The 22,757-nt window shown below is 43.6% G+C and carries 18 protein-coding genes; 15 read left to right on the top strand and 3 right to left on the bottom strand.

Features of this window, described 5'->3' with window-relative positions; translation table 11 throughout:
* Positions 1-166 precede the first annotated feature (166 nt).
* The 5 genes from FE810_RS06100 to serS all read left to right on the top strand — a co-directional run bounded on the left by FE810_RS06100 (position 167) and on the right by serS (position 6,463).
* Positions 167-2,728 carry a DNA translocase FtsK gene (locus FE810_RS06100; protein WP_138319147.1) on the top strand — a complete coding sequence of 854 codons (2,562 nt, stop codon included), beginning with the start codon at positions 167-169 and terminating at the stop codon, positions 2,726-2,728.
* Between the two features lie 99 nt (positions 2,729-2,827).
* Positions 2,828-3,445 carry an outer membrane lipoprotein periplasmic chaperone LolA gene (lolA, locus tag FE810_RS06095; RefSeq protein WP_246036955.1) on the top strand — a complete coding sequence of 206 codons (618 nt, stop codon included), beginning with the start codon at positions 2,828-2,830 and terminating at the stop codon, positions 3,443-3,445.
* Positions 3,432-4,790, top strand: a complete 1,359-nt coding sequence (locus FE810_RS06090; protein ID WP_138319145.1) for a replication-associated recombination protein A — start codon at positions 3,432-3,434, stop codon at positions 4,788-4,790. The genes lolA and FE810_RS06090 overlap by 14 nt, the downstream gene beginning before the upstream one ends.
* Positions 4,783-5,169, top strand: a complete 387-nt coding sequence (crcB, locus tag FE810_RS06085) for a fluoride efflux transporter CrcB (RefSeq protein WP_138319144.1) — start codon at positions 4,783-4,785, stop codon at positions 5,167-5,169. Before FE810_RS06090 ends, crcB begins: the two co-directional genes overlap by 8 nt.
* 13 nt (positions 5,170-5,182) lie before the next feature.
* Positions 5,183-6,463: a serine--tRNA ligase gene (gene serS, locus FE810_RS06080; RefSeq protein WP_138319143.1), complete on the top strand. Its 1,281-nt coding sequence runs from the start codon at positions 5,183-5,185 to the stop codon at positions 6,461-6,463.
* Positions 6,464-6,776: 313 nt separating this feature from the next.
* Here the strand turns inward: serS and gap are convergent, their stop codons facing one another.
* Positions 6,777-7,787, bottom strand: a complete 1,011-nt coding sequence (gene gap / locus FE810_RS06075) for a type I glyceraldehyde-3-phosphate dehydrogenase (RefSeq protein WP_138319142.1) — start codon at positions 7,785-7,787, stop codon at positions 6,777-6,779.
* Positions 7,788-8,025: 238 nt separating this feature from the next.
* Here gap and gnd point away from each other — a divergent pair, with 238 nt between their 5' ends.
* The 9 genes from gnd to FE810_RS06030 all read left to right on the top strand — a co-directional run bounded on the left by gnd (position 8,026) and on the right by FE810_RS06030 (position 18,906).
* On the top strand, positions 8,026-9,555 hold the full coding sequence (gnd, locus tag FE810_RS06070; RefSeq protein ID WP_138319141.1) for an NADP-dependent phosphogluconate dehydrogenase: 1,530 nt from the start codon (positions 8,026-8,028) through the stop codon (positions 9,553-9,555).
* 37 nt (positions 9,556-9,592) lie between these two features.
* A complete protein-coding gene (gene msrB / locus FE810_RS06065) occupies positions 9,593-9,976 on the top strand; it encodes a peptide-methionine (R)-S-oxide reductase MsrB (protein WP_138319140.1) in 384 nt (127 codons plus the stop codon).
* A gap of 250 nt (positions 9,977-10,226) precedes the next feature.
* Positions 10,227-11,675 carry a glyceraldehyde-3-phosphate dehydrogenase gene (locus FE810_RS06060; RefSeq protein WP_138319139.1) on the top strand — a complete coding sequence of 483 codons (1,449 nt, stop codon included), beginning with the start codon at positions 10,227-10,229 and terminating at the stop codon, positions 11,673-11,675.
* A gap of 256 nt (positions 11,676-11,931) precedes the next feature.
* Positions 11,932-12,447, top strand: a complete 516-nt coding sequence (locus tag FE810_RS06055) for a peroxiredoxin family protein (protein ID WP_138319138.1) — start codon at positions 11,932-11,934, stop codon at positions 12,445-12,447.
* 191 nt (positions 12,448-12,638) lie between these two features.
* A complete protein-coding gene (locus tag FE810_RS06050) occupies positions 12,639-13,766 on the top strand; it encodes a M14 family metallopeptidase (protein WP_138319305.1) in 1,128 nt (375 codons plus the stop codon).
* Positions 13,767-13,881: 115 nt separating this feature from the next.
* Positions 13,882-15,360 (top strand): alanine/glycine:cation symporter family protein, encoded by a 1,479-nt coding sequence (locus FE810_RS06045; RefSeq protein ID WP_138319137.1) that lies wholly within the window; start codon positions 13,882-13,884, stop codon positions 15,358-15,360.
* Positions 15,361-15,437: 77 nt separating this feature from the next.
* Positions 15,438-15,761: a hypothetical protein gene (locus tag FE810_RS06040; protein WP_138319136.1), complete on the top strand. Its 324-nt coding sequence runs from the start codon at positions 15,438-15,440 to the stop codon at positions 15,759-15,761.
* A 2-nt stretch (positions 15,762-15,763) separates the two neighbouring features.
* Complete coding sequence (locus tag FE810_RS06035; protein ID WP_138319135.1) at positions 15,764-16,087, top strand: YeaC family protein; 324 nt, start codon at positions 15,764-15,766, stop codon at positions 16,085-16,087.
* Entirely contained in the window at positions 16,084-18,906 is a 2,823-nt protein-coding gene (locus tag FE810_RS06030; RefSeq protein WP_138319134.1) for a DUF349 domain-containing protein, read from the top strand. The genes FE810_RS06035 and FE810_RS06030 overlap by 4 nt, the downstream gene beginning before the upstream one ends.
* Positions 18,907-19,324: 418 nt before the next feature.
* Here the strand turns inward: FE810_RS06030 and FE810_RS06025 are convergent, their stop codons facing one another.
* Positions 19,325-19,615: a hypothetical protein gene (locus FE810_RS06025; RefSeq protein ID WP_138319133.1), complete on the bottom strand. Its 291-nt coding sequence runs from the start codon at positions 19,613-19,615 to the stop codon at positions 19,325-19,327.
* A gap of 227 nt (positions 19,616-19,842) precedes the next feature.
* On the opposite strand from FE810_RS06025, the gene FE810_RS06020 reads away from it, so the two are divergent.
* The gene (locus FE810_RS06020; RefSeq protein WP_138319132.1) at positions 19,843-20,088 is read left to right on the top strand and encodes a DUF2164 domain-containing protein; all 246 of its coding nucleotides are present in this window, start codon (positions 19,843-19,845) and stop codon (positions 20,086-20,088) included.
* Positions 20,089-20,266: 178 nt separating this feature from the next.
* Here FE810_RS06020 and FE810_RS06015 read toward each other — a convergent pair whose 3' ends face one another.
* Positions 20,267-22,750: an ABC transporter permease gene (locus FE810_RS06015; RefSeq protein WP_138319131.1), complete on the bottom strand. Its 2,484-nt coding sequence runs from the start codon at positions 22,748-22,750 to the stop codon at positions 20,267-20,269.
* Positions 22,751-22,757: the final 7 nt, after the last annotated feature.

Here is a 22,757-nt window from a genome sequence, read left to right as displayed (position 1 = left end):
TAGTAACTCTCGCTGGCGATTGACTGTCCTTTATTGCTGTTTAGATAGTGATTGTAACGGTCATAGATTGTTCAATTTACGAGTAATTTATCCGGTATGCCGGATAAATATTTTCAGCGACCTAAATGTTTGCTATTTTAGGCCTTAATAACAACAAAGATTTTCCATGGATTCGAATTTGTCTGAACCAGCAAAGAAAACCCTGAGTGGTGGCCAACGCCTGCTCGAAGTGGGATTGATATTTACCACCGTATTCGCCATTTTTCTGGTCGTCGCGTTATTGACCTTTGATCCCCGTGATCCGAGTTGGTCGCAAACCGGTTACCATGCTGCTGTTAATAACGCTGGTGGAGCTATCGGTGCATACCTTGCGGACGTTATTTTATTCAGTTTTGGACGCATCGCTTACACGCTGCCGTTTACCGTTGCCCTGATTGGTTGGTTATTGTTTCAACGTATCCGTTATTTGCTGGAAATCGACTTTTTCACCCTAGGTCTAAAATTTATTGGCTTTTTGATGCTTTATATTGGTTTAACGTCAATTTGGAGCATGAATAGCGCTGACATTTATGAATTTTCTGGTGGCGGATTGATTGGTGATTTAATTTCCAATGCATTGCTGCCTTATTTAAATTTTGTTGGCACCAGTTTGTTTGTTGTGTTGTTAACCACATCGGGATTTGTATTCCTCACCGGTGTGTCATTTTTAACCATGATCGATTGGCTTGGGGCGAGAACCATCAGTGCGATTATGGTACTAACGAGTGGTTCAATGCGATTAAAACACTCGTTCTCTTCTTCTCCGCTTGAAATCGACGTTGAAGAGTCATTGGTTGAAGAATCGGTCAAGCCTCGAAACAGCAAGCGCAATAAAAGCAAAGAACAAGCACCGATACTTGAAAGTATTGACACAGATCCAATGGAGCCGGCGTCGCTTTCTCCTTCAGATGAAGAACTTGCCGCCAGGTTTTTTGCCCCGGACCCACAACAACGATCTGAATTTACACAAGAAACAGAGCAAGAGCCGTTTCTAGATATCGATGATATTCTAGACGAGCCACTTGTTGGTCATATTGAACCCGATATTTCGGTTGATGAAATTGATGCGGCATTTTCGCCGGCAAATCCAATCGAGCCATTTGATGATCAACCACAGCCTGTCGCCAAACAACCGCTATCAGCAATCCCGGACCCTTCAGCGCCGACACAAGCCAAGTCGGGCTTTGATAAATATGTTGGCATGCCGTCGATTGAGTTACTCGACAGAGCCGACAAAAATGAAAATCCGATCAATCAGGAAGAGCTGGATATGGTCAGTCGTCTGGTTGAATCCAAATTATTAGATTTCTCGATTCAGGCTCAGGTTGTGAATGTATTTCCAGGCCCGGTTATTACCCGTTTTGAATTAGATTTAGCGCCGGGTGTTAAAGTCAGTAAAATCTCCAATCTATCGAAAGATTTGGCCAGGGCTTTATCGGCAATCAGTGTTCGTGTTGTCGAAGTGATCCCAGGTAAATCGGTAATTGGATTGGAACTTCCAAATAAGCATCGTGAAATTGTGCGCTTAAGTGAAGTAATCTGCAGTGATTCGTTTACCAAATCTGCATCACCACTAACCATGGTCTTAGGCAAAGACATTGCCGGCGACCCAATTGTGGTCGACTTGGCAAAAATGCCACATTTATTGGTCGCAGGTACAACTGGCTCAGGTAAATCGGTTGGTGTAAATACCATGATTCTGTCTTTGCTTTACAAATCAACGCCTGAAGATGTGCGATTAATCATGATCGATCCTAAGATGCTTGAGCTGTCAGTTTATGAAGGTATCCCACATTTATTGGCAGAAGTTGTCACCGACATGAAAGAAGCGGCGAATGCATTGCGTTGGTGTGTTGGTGAAATGGAACGTCGTTATAAATTGATGTCAGCAATGGGCGTTCGAAACTTAAAAGGCTTTAACCAAAAAGTTAAACAAGCAATTGCCGAAGGTAGTCCTCTTACGGATCCGTTATGGAAACCAGGCGACAGTATGGACGAAACCGCACCGTTATTAGAAAAATTGCCGGCAATTGTTGTTGTCGTTGATGAATTCGCCGATATGATCATGATCGTCGGCAAGAAAGTGGAAGAACTCATTGCCCGAATCGCCCAGAAAGCTCGTGCTGCCGGAATTCATTTGATTTTGGCAACTCAGCGTCCTTCTGTGGATGTGATCACAGGCCTGATTAAAGCCAATATACCGACCCGAATGGCATTTCAGGTGTCATCTCGCGTTGATTCGAGAACCATATTGGATCAACAAGGTGCGGAGCAGCTATTAGGGCAGGGTGATATGTTGTACTTACCACCGGGCACTGGTGTTCCAACTCGTGTTCACGGTGCTTTTGTCGACGATCATGAAGTTCATGCTGTCGTAAATGACTGGAAAGCGCGTGGCAAACCCAATTATATTGAAGAGATCCTGTCTGGGGAGACCAATGCCGATAACCTATTGCCTGGTGAACAATCAGAAACCGAAGAAAGTGACTTGGATGCCTTGTATGACGAAGCATTGGTGCATGTCACCGAAACACGAAGAGCGTCTATTTCTGGTGTTCAGCGCAAGTTTCGAATTGGTTATAACCGTGCCGCACGCATTATCGAGCAGATGGAAGCGAGCGGTGTCGTGAGCTCGCCAGGTCATAATGGCAATCGCGAAGTTTTGGCACCACCGCCAGTAAAAAACTAAATTCCAATTAAACTTTATTGGTTTTTAACGTTCCAATTTAATTGATTCGTCAATTCCGCGAATCATTGATGAATAGATAAGGTCGTAATTTTGATCACAGTGAAAAAATGGTTGTTATCCGCTTTCTTGATTGCCACTGCAACCGCAGTGCTACCGGCGAATGCGGAAGATGTGAAGCAGAAATTGATTGATAAGTTAGAGATTGTCGGTGGCTTTAGTGCTGATTTTATTCAGGTTGTAAGTGATGCAGACGGTAATGAATTGCAACAGCAAAGCGGTATTTTGAAGGTTCGTCGACCAAATTTAATCTATTGGGAAACGGTAGAGCCAGACGAAACACTAATTGTCAGTGATGGCCAAACCCTGTGGTTTTACAACCCGTTCGTTGAGCAGGTGTCTGCATTTGAAGTGAGCAATGCGGTCGCCAATACGCCAATCTTATTGCTTAGCGATACCGATAAAGCCTTATGGCAGGATTATCAAGTAACGTCGCAAGATAACTCCTCCTATGCGATAACGTCCTTAGATGAAAATGCTCAGGTCAAAACACTGGCATTAACCTTTGATGGTGATGTACTAAGTGCGTTTACCATAGAAGATGCGACAGGTCAGTTTAGTCGTTTTTCTTTATCTAACGTCAGCACCAAACCGCTTCCAGCATTGGACCAATTTAACTTTGCCCTGCCTGAAGGGGTGGACTTTGATGACCAGCGATAGCGGTAATTTTAGCTTTGACCTGGATTCAGAAGACCTCTTTGCGCCGCTCGCCGCTCGCATGCGGCCAGCGCATCTCGATGAATATATCGGCCAGGAACACCTTTTAAATCCCAATAAACCTTTGCGTCAGGCAATTGAGCAGGGGCTTTGCCATTCTTTAATATTCTGGGGACCTCCGGGTACCGGTAAAACCACATTAGCGGAGTTGATCGCCCGGTATGCAGATGCCGATATTGAGCGGTTGTCGGCGGTAACCTCCGGGGTAAAAGACATTCGTCTTGCCATTGAACAGGCAAAGATCCGAGCCCAGGGACAACAACGCCGGACAATCTTATTTGTCGATGAGGTGCATCGCTTTAATAAAAGCCAACAAGATGCGTTTTTACCCTTTATCGAAGACGGAACCATTACGTTTATCGGTGCAACGACAGAAAATCCCTCGTTTGAGCTCAATCAGGCATTGTTATCCAGAGCTCGGGTTTATGTTTTAAAGTCATTAACCCCAGAACATCTGGGTAACGTAGTTTCTCGAGCCTTAAGTGATAAAGATAAGGGGTTTGGTAAACTCGATATCGAATTGCCCGAAGACGCCAAGTCGAATTTAATTGCTCTGGCAAATGGTGATGCCCGACGGGTTCTGAATCTTCTGGAAATATGTGTGGATTTGGCGGATAAGGGTGAGTCAAAAAAGGTTATCGATGTTGCTACCGTGCAACAGGTTGCTGGTGATAAACAACCACTTTATGATAAATCGGGCGATCATTTTTATGATTTGATATCGGCTTTTCATAAATCCGTTCGCGGTTCCGATCCGGATGCTGCCCTATATTGGTACTGTCGAATATTAGAAGGTGGTGGCGACCCCTTATATGTTGCACGTCGCTTGTTGGCAATTGCCAGTGAAGATATCGGTAATGCCGATCCGCGGGCCTTGCAAATTGGTCTGGATGCTTGGGATACGTTTCATCGCGTCGGCCCTGCAGAGGGTGAGCGCGCGATTGCTCAGGCTACGGTTTTTATGGCGTTGGCACCGAAAAGCAATTCGGTCTATCAGGCGTTTAAACAAGCACGGCAGTTAGCAAAAGACACCGGCGATTTAACTGTACCCTTGCATCTTCGTAACGCAACCTCAAGTATTACCCGTGAGCTTGGCCATGGGAAGGAATATCGCTATGCCCATGATGAACATGGCGCATTTGCCGCTGGCGAGGTGTATTTTCCAGAGCCATTATCAAATACTCGTTTTTATCACCCAAGTGATCGTGGTCTGGAGAAAAAGCTTAAGGAAAAACAAGCATTTCTTGATTCGTTAAACCATCAATCGATTAGGCGTCGCTATGATTAGTACGTGGCAAACCTACTTGTTTGTAGCGCTCGGTGGTGCATGCGGCGCGAGTTTACGCTATTTTATTTCACAAATGGTGTTGATTTGGCTCGGAAAAGGATTCCCTTTTGCAACGTTGCTGGTTAATATCACCGGTTCATTATTGATGGGGTTCCTGTATGGGTTGATCCAACAGGGGATCATTGAAGTTGTGGTATATCGAACGTTACTCGGTATCGGCTTTCTTGGCGCCTTCACAACGTTTTCAACTTTTTCGTTAGATACTTTGTTGTTACTGCAACAAGGTGAGATAATAAAAGCAATGTTAAATGTCATTTTGAATGTCGCACTGTGTATATTGGCGGCGGCATTAGGAATGTACTTAGTCGTAAATAAATAACAAGTGAACAATTATGCTTGATGCAAAACTGTTAAGAACAGATCTTGAACATACCGCCGAATTACTGGCAAAACGTGGATTTAAATTAGACACTGAACAAGTCGAAGCGTTAGAACAACAGCGCAAAGAAATTCAGGTGAAGACTCAGGAATTACAAAGTCAACGTAATGCCCGTTCGAAATCGATTGGCCAGGCGAAAGCGCGTGGTGAGGATATTCAGCCACTATTAGCAGAAGTCGGGCAACTTGGCGCCGATTTAGACGCGGCCAAAGAAGCACAAGATGTGATCTTGTCACAATTAAATGACATTGCCAGCAGCATTCCCAATCTGCCACATGATTCTGTACCTGCGGGCGAAAGCGAAGACGATAATGTTGAAGTGCTGACCTGGGGTGAACCCAAACAGTTTGATTTTGACGTAAAAGACCATGTGGATCTGGCAACGGCGATTGATAAAGGCCTGGATTTTGAAAGTGGCGCCAAATTATCCGGTACCCGGTTTGTGGTAATGCGTGGCCAAATCGCCCGATTAAATCGTGCGGTAGGGCAGTTTATGCTGGATATGCACACAGAACAACATGGCTATATGGAAACCAACGTGCCGTTACTGGTAAACCATGATTCTTTATATGGTACTGGTCAGTTACCTAAGTTTGGGGAAGATTTATTCCACACCGATCTAGGCAGTAAAAAATTCTCGTTGATCCCAACAGCAGAAGTACCGCTAACCAATCTTGTACGTGATGAGATTCTCGATGAGAAAGAGCTACCAGTAAAATTAACTGCGCTTTCTGCGTGTTTCCGCTCTGAAGCGGGTTCTTCCGGTCGCGATATCCGCGGTTTGATTCGTCAACATCAGTTTGACAAGGTTGAACTTGTGCAATTGGTAAAACCGCAAGATTCCTTTGCGGCATTGGAAGCGCTGACATCCCATGCTGAAAATATATTACAGGCATTAGACTTACCGTACCGGAAAGTTGTTCTGTGTATGGGCGATATGGGTTTTAGTGCGACGAAAACCTATGATCTCGAAGTCTGGTTGCCGGCTCAACAAACATACCGCGAAATTTCATCCTGTTCAAACATGGGTGACTTTCAGGCGCGACGTATGCATGCGCGTTTTCGCAATAGTGAAACCAACAAGCCTGAACTCCTGCATACACTAAATGGCTCCGGTTTGGCGGTTGGCCGAACGTTAGTTGCCATTTTAGAAAACTATCAGCAAGCAGACGGTTCCGTGTTAGTACCAGAAGCGCTGAAGCCTTATATGGGCGGAATCGAAAAGATCGGCTAAAGCGATTAGTGTTGTTTGAAAGAGGGCATTTGCCCTCTTTTTTTTGGTTTGTTTTTAGCGCTCGCTAGTACCCAAAAGCAACTAAATACGTATTGCTTTTATTTCCCATTTTGGCCAGCTATATTTTAATGCCAGGCGACTACTGGGCACTTTAGGTGTTGGGAGGTTGTGGCGTCGGCGTGATCCTGCATGATACTGCATGGGGGGATTGTGTTCGGGGGTCTTAAAAAGATACATCTGCGGTTGAGCGGAAGTAGACACCCACAAAAAAGGGAGCAATGATTGCTCCCTTAGTGGATGTTTTTATCGACTATTATGCCGTCGCATCACGATAAGCAATGATATGCTCAGCAAGATCCAGGACTTTATTCGAGTAACCCATTTCATTGTCATACCAGGACACTAGCTTGACGAATGTGTCGCTCATTGCAATACCGGCTTTGGCATCAAATACCGATGTACAAGTTTCACCAATAAAGTCGTTTGAAACAACTTGTTCTTCGGTGTAATCAAGAATGCCTTTCATTTCATTCTCAGACGCGGCCTTAACGGTTGCGCAAATATCATCGTAGCTTGCGGCCGTTTTAAGGTTTAAGGTTACATCCACAACGGAAACGTTTGGAGTCGGTACGCGAAACGCCATCCCGGTCAGTTTACCGTTTAGTTCCGGAATAACACGACCAACGGCTTTGGCTGCACCCGTTGATGAAGGAATGATGTTTTGACCTGCGCCACGACCACCACGCCAGTCTTTGGCACTTGGACTGTCAACTGTCTTTTGCGTTGCCGTTGTCGCATGAACCGTGGTCATTAATCCAGTTTCGATACCGTACTTATCGTTGATAACTTTAACCAGTGGCGCTAAACAGTTAGTGGTACATGAAGCGTTTGATACGATTGCTTCGCCTTTGTAATCATTAAAGTTAACACCAGCAACAAACATTGGTGTGCTGTCTTTCGATGGTGCCGACATGATTACATTTTTTGCGCCTGCTTCGATGTGCTTGCTTGCCGTTTCTTCTGTTAAGAATAAACCGGTTGATTCAACAACAATCTCAGCACCAACTTCGTCCCATTTAAGGCTAGCAGGGTCGCGTTCCGCAGTAACACGGATCGTCTGACCGTTGACAACTAATGAATCACCAGACACTTCCACGGTGCCATTAAAACGGCCATGGGTTGAGTCATACTTCAGCATATATGCCATATACTCGATATCAATCAGGTCATTAATCGCCACAACCTGCAGGTTTTGACGCTCCATTGCAGCACGAAATACTAGTCTGCCGATGCGACCGAAACCATTAATAGCAATTTTTTTCATTACGGTATCCTTAGATAAAAACATTATGTTGTAAAATTACAACAATTTGAGCTTTATTCAAGTGTTTTTTACATTTGTAGTATGTTTTGTTGTTATTTTATTAAATTAATAAATATTTATTCGTTAACAATTACATAAACTAAGACTTTTATGGCAGAATACGCCCCATTTTTAGGCCAGTGAGCTTTAATTATAGGTATTGCTGGCAATGCATCCCCAATTAGGAATGGATAAATACATGTCTGACGATTCAATGAAATGTGACATCGGTTTTGTAGGCCTTGGTGTAATGGGTAAAAACCTGGTTTTGAACCTGGCTGATAATGGCTTTAAAATTGCTGCCTTTGATTTAGACTTTGAAAAAGTTAACGCGGCGATCGAGCAGGACGCAGAAGAAAATAAACATGGTAATCCACGGGTTATCGGTTGTTCTTCATATACTGAGCTACTATCAAAACTAAAAGCACCGCATTTGATTGTATTGAGCGTTCCTGCGGGAGATGTTGTTGATCAAGTCTGCCACAATCTCATTGGCGCTGGCATTCAGCCGGACGACATTGTTATCGACACAGGCAACTCGTTGTGGACCGATACCGTCGAACGAGAAAAGCGCTATAACGAAAACTTTATCTTTTTCTCTTCGGCTGTTTCCGGTGGTGAAGTTGGCGCTCGATTCGGGCCAGCATTGATGCCAAGTGGCAGTGCCTATGCATGGACACGCGTTAAGCCAATCTGGCAATCGATTGCCGCAAAAGTTGATGGTGATACCGGTAAGCCGCTTGAGCGTACAGAGCCTGGCCAAATTATTCCTCACGGAGAAGCGTGTGCGGACTATATTGGCCCAGCAGGCGCCGGTCATTATGTGAAAATGGTTCACAACGGTATCGAATATGCCGATATGCAAATCATTTGCGAGGTTTACCACGTATTGCGCGAGGGGCTAGGGCTTGATTGCGAGCAAGTTTCTGATATTTTTGCCGAATGGAATGCGGGCGATCTTAACAGTTACCTGATGGAAATCTCCGTTGAAGTATTGCGCCATAAAGATCCAGAGTCGGGAGCCGCCTTAGTTGACTTGATTCTGGATAAGGCCGGTCAAAAGGGCACAGGCTTATGGACAGCAGTAAGCTCACTGGAAGTCGGGTGTCCGGCACCAACCATTTCTCAAGCGGTTTATGCCCGTTCCATTTCTTCATTTAAAGAGCTTAGAATCGCAACGGCGAAAAAATTAACGCGTCCACAAACAGAAACGCTTTCTGAAGAACAGAAACAGGCGTTAATTTCAGAGCTGCATGATGCCCTGTATTGCGCGAAAATCTGTGCCTATGCGCAGGGGTTTCAATTGATGAAGCTGGCTTCAGTTGAACACAACTGGAAACTTAATTTTGCTTCAATCGCCAGAATTTGGCGTGCGGGCTGTATTATTCGAGCGTCTTTTTTACAGTCAATAACCAAAGCGTTTGAACGTGACAGTGATTTGGAAAATCTACTGTTAGATTCTTATTTTTCGGATCAACTGAGTAAATATCAAAGTAACTGGCGTCAAGCCGTCGCAAAAGCAACGCTAATGGGGATCCCGGTAGGCGCGATTTCAGCATCGTTAAGCTACTATGATTCGATGTGTTGTGAGACGTTACCGGCGAATTTATTACAAGGCCAGCGCGACTACTTTGGCGCCCATACATTTGAACGTGTCGATAAAGCCGCGGGTAAAAAATTCCATGTTGAATGGTCAAAGCAAGGTCGTCCGATTAAGCCGTTAAACTAGGTCTGCTAAGTAGCCATTTAACATACAAGGTGCCCCGATGAGTGACTCAAATGATGATTACAAACAAAAATTGTCGCCAGAGGCTTATCGGGTCTGTCGTTTAGGTGCGACACAGGCGCCTTTTTCAGGCAAATATTGCGACCACTGGCAATTGGGTACCTATCTGTGTGCCTGTTGTCAGCAACCTTTATTCCATTCCGATACCAAATTCGAATCTGGTTGCGGTTGGCCCAGCTTTTACGCATCTGTCTTTGGCAATGTATCCTACCTGCCTGATAATTCACATAATATGGTGCGCACTGAAATCCAGTGTCGCCACTGTCAATCGCATTTAGGGCACGTATTTGATGACGGCCCGGCACCTACTCATAAGCGTTATTGTGTCAATTCGTTGAGCTTAACATTTAAATCTGACGACTAACCCCATAACTTACATCGCGCTTTCATAAAATTCCGTTTATTGGCCTCGAAAAGCCGATTGTCTGGATGATTATCTGCTGTTTTCTAGGCTTTACACCGGTTCTATCACTTAATTTACTGTTTTGGGTGAAATCGCTAGTGTAAGGTTACATAATTAATTACAATGTCGCCGCTAATTGAGAGCAGAATAATAACGCTAAATACTGCTCATTTGCTTTGTTTACTTATTTTAATACCAAAAGGGTTATCGCATGAGTTATCACAACGAGGAAATTTACCAGAAAAGCTGGCAGGAACGTCAGGACTTCGCAGAAAAAATGTTGCCGATTATTGGTCAACTCTACCGTAATTACGGCGTAGAAATTTCCGTTTATGGTCGTCCAATGGTGAATGCTTCAGCAATCGATATTATCAAGGCGCACAAGTCTGTCGCCATTCACGAAGCGACAAAACTGCGTTTAAGAGAAAGCTTTCCGTTTTTAAAAGCGCTAAGCGAGATACCTCTAAAACCCTGTAATATTGATGTTGGTAAGCTTGCCTATCGTTATTTGTTTCATGGCGAAGCCAATGGCCTGAGCATTGCAGAATATTTAAGTAAAGAATTAACCCCTCTAAAAGAAAACCTTACCCAAAATGGTCCTCAGGATGTTGTGCTCTATGGCTTTGGTCGTATCGGTCGTTTATTGGCTCGTTTACTAATCGAACAGACGGGTCCTTTAGCAAACCTGAGATTACGAGCCATCGTGATTCGCCCCGGTAAAGACGGTGATCTGGAAAAACGTGCTAGTTTGTTACGTCGCGATTCTATCCATGGTGCATTTAACGGCAGTATTTCGATTGATGAAGAGATGGGTGTGATTAAAGCCAATGGTGCTTATATCAAGATTATCTATGCCAAATCTCCATCGGACATTGATTACACCGAATACGGTATTAATGATGCGTTAGTCGTCGATAATACGGGTATTTGGACGGATGCAGCAGGTCTTGGTCAGCACCTTGAAAGTAAAGGCGTTAAACGAGTGTTGTTAACGGCGCCCGCGAAAGGGGATATTAAAAATATCGTGTTTGGCGTCAATGAAGACATGATAAAAGACGATGATAAAATCGTCAGTGCCGCCAGTTGTACCACCAATGCGATTACGCCGGTACTAAAAGCGGTTAATGATCAATTTGGGATCCGCAATGGCCACGTTGAAACGGTACATTCCTATACCAATGACCAAAACTTGATTGATAACTACCACAAGTCTGAGCGCCGTGGCCGTAGTGCACCATTGAATATGGTTATCACATCTACCGGTGCGGCAAAGGCCGTTGCCAAAGCTTTGCCAGAGCTTAAAGGGTTATTAACGGGTAATGCGATTCGAGTGCCAACACCCAATGTTTCGATGGCGATTATGAATCTGAATCTTAAAAAAGCGACAGATCGTGACACGTTAAACGATTATCTGCGTTCAGTTTCACTTGATTCGCCATTGCGCCAGCAGGTAGATTACACCGCTTCTACGGAAATTGTGTCAACGGATCTTGTTGGCTCGCGATTCGCCGGTGTGGTTGATTCTCAGGCAACGATCGTTGAAGATGACAGAGCCGTTCTTTATGTCTGGTATGACAACGAGTTTGGTTACAGTTGTCAGGTGGTAAAAGTCATGAATAAAATGGCTGGCGTTAGGGTATTGAGTTTGCCTAAAGCTTAATAACCAAAAACCAGGTTAAAAAATACCGGTTAAATACGAGCGGGGCATGATGTCCCGTTTTTTTTTCTTTTTTTTAGCTTTTTTTTGGGGCAGGCGAGTAGATTCGTTAGCAAACGATGAGTTCCTTAAACATACCGGTGATATTTGTGGCAATGATTGTGGTTTGGTACTTTTGTTGAGGGTTGCAATGATTTGTGAAATAGTGCGTCATCGAATTCGGTCTTACTAAACGTTCAGGATTAACACTCGAAATATAATGTCTACATTTATTCAAATTATTAAAAGTTTACTATTACAAGCGTTGATAATCGTCATTGTTTTTAATGGGGTTTCGGCGCTTCGCGAAAGTGGTATGTTGTCAAGCTGGCAAAAGCAAGAAGCGCCGGACTTTCATTTAACGTCCGTTAATTCAAAAATCATAAATCTAAATGACGCGATGGGCACTGAGAAAACTGTGTTGTATTTTTTCGCGCCATGGTGCTCCGTTTGTAAATACAGCATTGGTAATCTTCAGGCACTATATGAGAGCCATCCAGGAGAGCAGGTGCAAGTGTATGCCATTGCATTAGATTTTGTCGAACCACTGGAAGTAGAAGAGTTTGTTGCCGGCCTAGATCTCACGATGCCGATATTACTTGGAAACGAAGCCCTTAAACAAGCGTATCAGGTTTCTGCTTATCCAAGTTATTATGTTCTGGATCAAAATCAGCAGGTAGTGCATCGTTCGATGGGATACTCCACTGAGCTTGGGTTAATATTAAGAACCTTATAATGTGAATAGGGTAAATATTTGCACTAAATTTGCACTAAGTTTGCCCTGCAATTGCCGTATATTCTTTGCAGATCCGTTAAAGCATTCAATTTTCACGGTGAACAACTTCAGTTAATTTAATCCTTTGTGTAAACTCAACAGAATCATTCTGAGTTTGGATAAAGACCATGACCAACAGTAATCCATCAACCATTCAAATAAGCTGTGCATTTGACAGTGGTAACATTCGTGTCAATGACGCATCTAGCCCGACCAATATAAAGCTGGAAATTGTCAAAGATAACCAATCTGAGTTTTATCAATGGTTCCATTTTAAGCTTCACAATCCCAATTTGGGCGAGCATGTAATGGCCATTACCAATGCCGGTCAATCCGCCTATGTAGAAGGTTGGAAAGATTATCAAGCTGTAGCATCTTACGATCGCGAAACCTGGTTTCGAGTGGAAACCGAATTTGATGGTCAAAATCTGATCATTAAACATCACCTCGAACACGCGTCAGTGTATTTTGCGTATTTTGCTCCTTATAGCTACGAGCGCCATCAGGACTTGCTTCACCAAGCCCAGGATACTGATATGTGCGATTTAAGCGTACTTGGTCAGACGCTCGATGGCCGTGATATGAGTCTTTTAACTGTTGGTGAGCCGGGTGAAGGGAAAGCCAATATCTGGATCACTGCTCGTCAGCATCCAGGGGAAACCATGGCAGAATGGTTTATGGAAGGTTTTATCGAACGCCTTCTCGATTTCGACGATGGTGTTGCCAATGCACTGTTGCAAAACGCGGTATTTTATCTTGTTCCGAACATGAATCCTGATGGCAGTGTGCGAGGTCATCTTCGTACCAATGCGATTGGCGTCAATCTGAATCGTGAATGGCAAGAGCCAAGCATGGAAAGAAGTCCGGAAGTATATCTGGTAAGAGAAAAAATGCAGCAAACTGGCGTAGATTTGCATTTGGATATTCATGGTGACGAGGCATTGCCGGTTAACTTTGTTGCCGGTTGCGAGGGTGTACCAAACTACGATGCGCGTCATAAAGCTTTGGAAGACAAGTTTAAAGAGCTGCTTTGTACAATCACTCCAGAATTTCAGGATGAAAAAGGCTACCCCAAAGACGAACCCGGTAAGGCAAATCTAACCGTTGGTTCAAGTTGGGTTGGCAACCATTTTAAATGTCTGGCCTTTACGGTAGAGATGCCGTTTAAAGATAATGAGTTATTACCGGATTTGATTTTTGGCTGGTCAGATGCGCGCTCTGCCATCCTGGGCAAAGATACATTAACGGCTATCTATCACGTAGTAGATGATTTAAGATAAGGTCAAATTCGTAGGTTGAATTACCCTAGCGTTCGACCTATTGAAGTGAATCATTGCGTTTTAAGCCAGCAACTGCTGGCTTCTTTATAATAATAAAATCTATTCAGGGGTCATTGTGCTTGAATTTGTAAACACTCTTAACGGGATCATCTGGAGCCCGGCATTAATTTATCTGTGCCTTGGCGCAGGTTTGTTCTATTCCTTTTTCACACGCTTTGCTCAAGTTCGTCACTTTCGCGAAATGTGGCGTCTGCTTTTATCCGGAAAAAGCTCTGATAAAGGGATTTCTTCCTTTCAGGCATTAGCCGTTTCGCTTTCTGGTCGTGTAGGCACCGGTAATATTGCCGGTGTTGCAGCGGCAATTGGTTTTGGTGGCCCAGGTGCCGTTTTCTGGATGTGGGTTGTGGCATTTTTTGGTGCTGCAACGGCCTATATCGAATCGACATTGGCGCAAATCTACAAAGAAGAAAATGAAGGTTTGTACCGTGGTGGTCCAGCGTATTACATTGAAAAAGCCTTAGGGCAAAAATGGTATGCATGGATATTTGCCATTGCAACGATCCTGGCTACAGGTTTATTGCTTCCGACCGTACAATCCAATGCGATTGGTGCTGCGGTTGAGCAGGCTGTGGGCGCTGGTAACATGGTAGAAACTGCCATGGGTACATTTAGTTCAACCAAATTGTATACCGCGACTGCAGTTGTGTTAGTTCTTGGTTTTATCATTTTTGGTGGTATTAAGCGTATCGCTCGTTTCACCGAACTGGTCGTTCCGTTTATGGCGCTTGCTTACATCATTATTGCGCTCGTTATCATTGCCCTTAACATTACCGAATTACCCGGTATTGTGATGCTGATCCTATCCGATGCGTTTACACCGATGGCTGGTATTGGTGCGGCGATAGGTTGGGGTGTTAAACGTGGTGTTTATTCCAACGAAGCAGGTCAGGGCACAGGCCCACATGCGGCAGCAGCGGCAGAAGTACAACATCCAGCCCAGCAGGGGTTGGTTCAGGCATTCTCTGTTTATGTGGATACATTATTTGTTTGTACCGCAACGGCATTCGTTATCTTGATCACGGGTCAATATAACGTGGTTGGTGAAGGAGCGGCGATGATCCAGCAAAACATTGCCAATGTCGATCCAAACAGCCCAATGTTTACCCAGATGGCTCTTGATTCGGTGTTTGCCGGTGCTGGTAGTCCATTTGTGGCACTTTCATTGTTTTTCTTCGCCTTTACGACGATTTTGGCGTATTACTTTATCGCTGAGAATAATGTGACTTATATTAATCGTCATGTGCATATTCCAGGCCTTACGTTTGTGCTGAAAGTAATGATCATGGCAGCAACCTTATTTGGTTGTTTACGTGAAGCCGGTATCGTATGGACATTAGGTGATATTGGTGTCGGTTTGATGGCCTGGTTGAACATTGTAGGTATCTTGATTATTTTCTTAGCGGGTCGCCCGGCGATCAAGGCGTTGAAAGATTACGAACGTCAGCAAAAACAGAAAGTAAAAGAGTATACGTTTGACCCAGAATCACTTGGCATTAAAAACGCCAAGCTTTGGGAAGACAAGCTGAAAAAATAATTTATAATTTCATGAAAAAAACACCCGCAATGGGTGTTTTTTTTTGTAAAATGCAATTTCAAATTAAAGAGGTGTCTATGGCTTTAGTGAATTGCCCAAATTGTTCTAAGAAAATTTCTTCCTTGGCGAAGTTGTGTGAACATTGCCAAATCGAACTTGGTGATATGGATTCAGAGCAACGCTTGAATGTAGAGCGCATGAAGAAGATTGAACGATCGCAAAAATTAATGACTCAATCAATGATTGCGATGTTGTTATTTTGTGCCGGGATAGGTTCAATGTTCTGGGGTGAACCAGAACCCGGATCGATTCAACACAATCTAGCCACGGGTTCTGCGGTGATCGGCTTTGTATGGTATCTGGTTAATCGGGTACGAATGATGATTATAAAACGAAAGTAAGCATGAATTTAATTGAAATTGTCGACTCAATGTCGAAAGAAATGTATGAGCGGATGAAAACTGCGGCGGAAACCGGAAGATGGCCTGAGGGTACATTGGTCGATGACGCTACACGTCAATCGGCACTGCAAATTACGATGGCGTATCAGGCTCGACATTTAAACAGCGACGAGATGATGACCGTTGGCTCCGATGGTGAATTGATTCACAAGAGCAAACGTGAATTGCGTGCGGACCTTGCGAAAGGCGCACAGCAATCTCGTTCACAAAACCCAAAACAGGAACAAAAACCAGGCGATGATATCGCTCGATTTAAAGACTTATGATTTTTAAAAAATGGCGTAAAGCGAAGTGGCAACATCAGGATGCGAGTATTCGTGTTGAAGCAATTAAGGAACTTGCCGGGCAAGGGGATACAAAATCCATTTTGTCAGAGCTATTAGCGACAGATCCTGATCTGCGGGTTCGTAAACAGGCGCTACTGGCATTAGAGTCACCCTCAACGTTGCTTGCCATTGACTCAGCGCAGTATCCTCAAGCGTTAGTAGACTTTGCACAACGTCGTATTGAATCGTTTTTAATTCACCCAGAACATGATTTTGAATTGAGCCAACAGCAAAGTTATTATCAAAGGATCCGGGAACAAAAAGGCTGCTCGCAATTTTTGTTGCAATGGTTTCAAGTGCAACCCAACGAATCGTTTGAATTAGATTATGCCGCCATAACTGATCATCTGCCAACATTGCATGCGTTATTTCAACAAACTTCATTTGCCGCGGTTCAATGCGTCATTATCGATAAAGTCAATGAACAAAAGTCGTTGGCTAAATTAGCCAAACATGTCATAGATGAAACAGCAAAAGAAGCCGTTATTGAAAAAATGGATGGGTTAGCTAAATTACGAGAGCGACCGGGTAAAATCAAAAAGAATGCGCAATTAGTGCTGTCTAAATTACTGGCTTTACGTGATCAACAACAAGCTGAAATTGTTATCGAGCAACATCAACGAATGAGCGTTGAATGGCAACAGTTGATAGAACAGCTATCGTTGCTATCTGCTGAGGAACAACAACTACTGATTCAAAAGCACAGTTTGATTGAATCTAAACTGTCCGAGCATCTTGCGAAAATGCACGAGCGGTTGGCGCATCACAAAATGCAACGGCTACACCAGCAACAACTCAACCAGCAGCAGGTTGAACTTAAAGGTTTACTTACTACGTTAGCAGAGACACAAAATAGGGTGATTAGCGAAGATGCGCCTCTTGAACAGGTGCGTGTCGTTGTATCTGAGATAGAACAACTTATGGCGCTAATACAAGTTCCAAACGATTCTCAAAAGCAAGTAACCATTGCGCTGCAACGGGCAGACAACTTATTGACTCAGGCAGAGACAATCAGAGAGCAAATCGTCTGTGCAACTCGTTTAATTTCGCAATTGTCAGAGCACAAGTTGCCTGATAGCCAAGCTGACTTAGAACCCGCGGAACTGACGTTTAAACTATGGCGCGAGCAATGGCGTCTATGTACCGAGAATATCGAAAATTGGTTACCACAGTCCATCAATGAAGCTGCACGTGCATTGAACCGCCAATGGCAATCGTCATTAAAACCATTACGCCTGAAAAAGCGAGAGCAACAGCATTGGTTTAAACAACGCTTCGCTGAGTTTGAACGGTTGGATAACGCCGGAAGATATCGTGCGGCTATGGCTGTGTATCGAAAAATTCAAACGGCCTTAGGTGATTTCTCTGGTGCGGAACAAACGTTTAACCCTGATGACCTGCAAAAAGTTCAGGCACGGGTAGAAGAACTTAAAGCCCTCGAATCGTTTGTCGTGGTGCCAAGAAAGCAGGAAGTTTTGGCGCAACTCCAACAATTAGTCGAGTCTCCATTGGTAGATCTTAACGCACAAGCGGCGCACGTTAAACAATTTCGTCAACGCTGGTTGGCGCTAGGAAAAGCCGAGGGTGAACAGGAAGGGCAGCTAAACCAAACATTCAATCGTTTGTGCGAACAGGCATTTGCGCCATGCAGAAGCTACTATGCACAACAGTCTGAAATTAGAGCAACTAACTTAGCGACCAAGCAAGCATTACTTGGCGAGTTTGCAGAGCTTGCTGAAAAGCTTCAGCATGCTCAGGGGAAATCGTTGAATGTGCTAAATACTCAGCTAAATCAGCTTATGAGCCGATGGAAACAAGCGGGTGAAGTTGAACGAACACAATATCAATCGTTACAGCAAAGCTATCACAACGTCGTCGATCCGATTAAAGCTCAAATAAGGCTTTATCAACAAGAAAATGCCGTAGCTAAGCAGGCGTTGATTAGTGAAGCAGAACAAATCCTTGCGACAAACGATTTTAATCGCGCCACTCAGGTGCTTAAAAAGTTACAGAAACAGTGGCGTGCCATTGGCTTTGCAGGTGCACCGCAAGACAATCAATTGTGGCTACAATTTCGTGCCATTAACGATTCGGCGTTTGCAAAAAGAGATGAAGAGATTAAGGATAATAACGCGCAAATTGCCAAATTACAGAGTGAGTGGGAAACTCGTTTTAAAGCATTATCGCATGACATAGAAAAAGCAGACGCAAAATCTCTGCATGCACTAAAATCCGGGGTTAATGCCCTTGTTGCTGAAATTAAAAACCATCGCCATGATGGCGTTAATTCGGACAAAAACAACCTTAGTTTAAGTCGTAAAGTCGGGCTGTTAGAAGAAAGGATCGGTAAGCGAGAACAATGGTTGCGCAAACAGAATCAACAGCGACAGTATGATAATCTGTTCAATCTATTTCAAAGCATGAGTACTGAGGACTGTGATCCACAGGCGATTCAAGATGAACCGACGTATCAAGAGCTGAATAAGGCCAATCAACGGGCTCTGAACTCGGCGTTTAAAGGCGAGTTGCATCAGGATGAACGGAATAAATTAACCCTGGAAATGGAAATTATCGCTCAGGTAGAATCTCCTAAAGAGGAGGCACATTTACGCCAGGCGCTGCAGGTTTCTATGTTGAGTGACAAACTCAGTGGAGCGGAAGTGAATCTAAATGAAAAGCTGTACCAGTGGCTATCGTGTGGACCTCTGACTACGGAGCAAGAGCCTTTGTTAGCGCGGGTAAAACCATTGTTTATGTAATACCCATGGCTATTGTTAAACCGAAAGCTAAGGTCTTAGATTTTTCTATATCGAATGATGATTAAACTAAGACAAAACTAAGACAAAATTGAGACAAAACTAAGACAAAACTAAGACAAAACTAAGACATTAACGCTAAGGCTGTATTCGTGCGGCTTAACGGAAGTTGTTGAGTCAGCCTGAAAACCATCAAAGAGCTCGCAGTTGGTAACCTGGAGCTCTTTTTTTTGATTGTTGTTTTTTCTAAATATTATGTCGAGTTGCCAATGTTGCCGAGTTAGCGACAAACAAAACATCAAGCAATTGTTCAAACAATTCACTCGTCAATTTATCAATAAATTTAACAAAAACAATACAATAATCAATCCAATAAACATTCACGCTTTAATGTCAGGCGAGAACCAGAATAGCGTAGCGCTCATTTTTGTCGACGCAAGTTAATCAGCCATGAAGACTGGTTTCTTTTCGCATCGTAAAAAACAGCCATTGTGAAGAAAAACATCAGAAGCACGATGGAGTGAGCGGCAAGGCTGATACCAAAATAAATGATATTGCCAAGATAAACAGCGATAGTGAAACTCCACATTGCCGCTAAAATAGTCATGATATAGAAGCGACTGACAGGATCGGGAATGTGTCGCAATGGGCTTTTATCCGAGTTAAAAACGTATTCGTAAGTGTCATAGATTCTAAGTGCAAGAGTCTTCATAATGTCCTCAGCGAATTAAGGCGGATGGTTTAACAAGTACGATAGCATTGCGTATTTAGATCAAAAATTGTGCGTTTTCAAACAAAACATAAAATGCAATTTTGTATAAACACACGGTAAGTTATTCTAACCGGTAAATTAACCGCTTGTCGTTTTGCCTAACCTTGTCATCCACGAATTTCATTGCCTCATTAAGGCCACAATATAACTAAAGGTTGATTTTAAAAATGTCAGAAATTTCATTCACAAACCATGAAAAAGCATTGATGGTAGCTAAGTTACAATCGTATTTTGAGAATGAACTAGAGCAAGATTTGGAGCAGTTTGACGCTGAATTTCTGTTAGACTTTTTTTCCAAAGAAATCGGCGCGTATTATTACAATCGCGGCTTGCATGATGCCAGAGCGATTTTTGAAACGCGAGTTCAATCCATTGATGATGATATTTATGCCATAGAACAGCAAACTCGTTAGTATTTTCTCGTCTACCTATGTGGATATTTTTGGAAAATACTTGTGATATTTTTCTGTTTGTTGGGGGAAGGGCGATGTCTGATTGTACTGTGAATGATAGCGAATTGACACGCAAAGACACGGCTAAGATGAATTAAAATGGGGTCAGCACTAAATCCCTCGGCTGACCCCGATATTATTATTCGTAGCGCAGGGCTTTAATCGGGTTGGCACGCGCAACCCGGATGGAATTGCTGGCAACGGTAACCCAGGCGATGCAAAGCGCGAACAAGGCTGCAACAATTGACAAACCGATAATCACACTCGTATCAATACGATAGACAAAGGCTTGCAACCAATCATTCATAAAATAAAATGCGACAGGCCAGGCGATTAAACTTGCGATCATTACAGGCTTAGTGAATTGCCACATCAGCATTTTGACAATATCAAACACACCGGCCCCCATAACTTTGCGTACACCAATTTCTTTAGTGCGTCGATCGGCGGTAAAACTAGCCAAACCGAATAGCCCCAAAGATGCCACCAGGATCGCAAGGCTTGAGAATACCGCAAACATCGTTGCCTGACCTTGCTCGGCCTGATAAAGTTCGGCGATATTATCTTCGACAAAACTGTGGGAGAAGGGGATACCCGGAACTTCCTGACGCCATAAATTTTCTACATCTTTAACCAGTTGCTCCGGAGCACCGGTAAAGCGCACACTGATGCTATTGGCGAATTCTGCGGATAATGGGTAGACTTCAGGGCGAATGGTGGCGTGCAAACTATTAAAATGCACATCTTCTACCACGCCGATAATCAAAAGCTCAACGAACATGTCTTCGCCTGGATCACCGCGACCAGTAATTAAGGTTTGGCCTAAAGCGCTTTTTGCATCGGTAAAGCCAAAACGTCTGAGCGCCGATTCGTTAATCACGATACTGCCGGGGAATTTCTCTCCTGCTCGCAATTGTTCATCGGTTGGCGATATGTCACTGCGTGTTTTATCATAGCCACGACCCGCAATTAGATTGATTTCATACGCCTCGAAAAAACCATAACCTACGGCTCTTTGTCCCATGATCAATGCATCTTCTTCTGACATATCTGGCGTACGCATCGAAGTATTGTTTTCGTTGGTATTGCCAGGCGTTTCATTCGAATAGGTGATTGCAGTAACCTGTGGGTGTTTACCAATTTCCTGTAACAACAACTCGCGCTTATTACTCGCTTCCTCACGGCTTACCCGGTTAATAACCATCATATTATCTTTGTTAAACCCAGCATCCATTTGTTTGGCGTATTGCATCTGACTGTATACAACACTGGTTGCTACAAACAGACCTATCGATACGGCAAACTGAAAGATAACCAGTGCAGCTCTGAGTTTTAATGATGCCCCAGTTTCGGCTGATTTATTGGCCTTAAGCACTGTTGCCGGGCGAAAGCCGGACAAAATTACCGCAGGATACATGCCGCTTAGTAAACCGACACCGGTTGCTAATAGCAGCAAGGTCGCGATGGTATTGATGTCGTAACTTACTACCAATTCTTGATTCAGGGTGTCGTTGTAAAAAGGTAATGCTAACTCAACCATAATAAATGCGAGCAGGACTGAAATCAGTGTCATTAATATCGATTCGCCTAAAAACTGGGTAACCAGATTGGTACGAGTCGCACCTAACACTTTACGCAGAGATACCTCTTTCGCGCGTTTCGCAGCATGGGCGGTTGATAAGTTCATAAAGTTGATGCAGGCAATTAGCAATATCAACACGGCGATTGCTGAAAAGGTAATAACTGTGGTTTTACTGCCCTGAGGACGCATTTCACCAAAGCCAATGGCGTTCAGGTGTAAGTCCTGAATATTCATCGCTGACAATTTAATAAAGTCTGAGGCCTTTGCATCGTCGCCACCGATCGGCATTTGCGGAAAATTTCGATTGGCAAATTCATCAAACTGACGATTGATCTCAAGCAGATCTTCGGCACGGTGAGTGGTAAAAAATAATTGCGAATTTACCGAAAACCACGCATGGAACATATAATTTTGTTCTTTCCAGGTGTTCTCGTCAATGACAATTAGCGCCGGCAAATCAATTTGGCTGTTGCCCGGAATATCGGCAATAATTGCCGCGACTTTATAGTCCTTTTTAAAGAAGTTAAAGTCCAGGGAGAGCACTTGTCCTAATGGGTCTTGTTCACCAAAGTACTTTTTCGCCAGACTTTCATTAAGAACAATGGATGAATTGTCCTGTAACGCCAATTCAAGGTCGCCTTTGAGCACATCAACACTGAACATTTTTGCAAAATCGGCATCAACCAACTTAATTTGCTCAACAAATACTTGTCCGTTGTGATCGATGGTCGGTCCCCAACCACCAATACGAGAGGCATACTCAACCTGCGGAAAGTCTTTTTTCAAGGCATGTATCAGTGGCCCAGGGGCGCTGGATGCATGCATAGGATCCCGCCCAGGTATGGCAAATGTAATATGCGAGCGATGAATGCGATCGGCATTGTTCCAGAAATTATCAAAACTGGTTTCGTGTTTTACAAACATCATGATCAAAGCACAGGCGGCAAGTCCTATGGCTAAACCAATGATGTTTATCATTGAAAATAATTTGTTTTTTAGCAGGTTACGCCAGCCAGTCTGAAAATAATTTGTCAATAACATAGTATTC

The sequence above is a fragment of the Thalassotalea litorea genome, assembly GCF_005843925.1.
Lineage (GTDB): Bacteria > Pseudomonadota > Gammaproteobacteria > Enterobacterales > Alteromonadaceae > Thalassotalea_A > Thalassotalea_A litorea_A.
Note: the sequence above shows the minus strand (reverse complement) of the source record. Positions and strands in the feature narration are given on the sequence as shown.

Coding starts and splice junctions, on each gene's coding strand:
- FE810_RS06025 (WP_138319133.1), bottom strand. CDS start 19,615: ATGAAGACTCTTGCACTTAGAATCTATGACACTTACGAATACGTTTTT.
- gnd (WP_138319141.1), top strand. CDS start 8,026: ATGTCTGACGATTCAATGAAATGTGACATCGGTTTTGTAGGCCTTGGT.
- FE810_RS06040 (WP_138319136.1), top strand. CDS start 15,438: ATGGCTTTAGTGAATTGCCCAAATTGTTCTAAGAAAATTTCTTCCTTG.
- serS (WP_138319143.1), top strand. CDS start 5,183: ATGCTTGATGCAAAACTGTTAAGAACAGATCTTGAACATACCGCCGAA.
- FE810_RS06030 (WP_138319134.1), top strand. CDS start 16,084: ATGATTTTTAAAAAATGGCGTAAAGCGAAGTGGCAACATCAGGATGCG.
- FE810_RS06100 (WP_138319147.1), top strand. CDS start 167: ATGGATTCGAATTTGTCTGAACCAGCAAAGAAAACCCTGAGTGGTGGC.
- FE810_RS06035 (WP_138319135.1), top strand. CDS start 15,764: ATGAATTTAATTGAAATTGTCGACTCAATGTCGAAAGAAATGTATGAG.
- crcB (WP_138319144.1), top strand. CDS start 4,783: ATGATTAGTACGTGGCAAACCTACTTGTTTGTAGCGCTCGGTGGTGCA.
- FE810_RS06015 (WP_138319131.1), bottom strand. CDS start 22,750: ATGTTATTGACAAATTATTTTCAGACTGGCTGGCGTAACCTGCTAAAA.
- FE810_RS06060 (WP_138319139.1), top strand. CDS start 10,227: ATGAGTTATCACAACGAGGAAATTTACCAGAAAAGCTGGCAGGAACGT.
- msrB (WP_138319140.1), top strand. CDS start 9,593: ATGAGTGACTCAAATGATGATTACAAACAAAAATTGTCGCCAGAGGCT.
- FE810_RS06090 (WP_138319145.1), top strand. CDS start 3,432: ATGACCAGCGATAGCGGTAATTTTAGCTTTGACCTGGATTCAGAAGAC.
- gap (WP_138319142.1), bottom strand. CDS start 7,787: ATGAAAAAAATTGCTATTAATGGTTTCGGTCGCATCGGCAGACTAGTA.
- FE810_RS06055 (WP_138319138.1), top strand. CDS start 11,932: ATGTCTACATTTATTCAAATTATTAAAAGTTTACTATTACAAGCGTTG.
- FE810_RS06020 (WP_138319132.1), top strand. CDS start 19,843: ATGTCAGAAATTTCATTCACAAACCATGAAAAAGCATTGATGGTAGCT.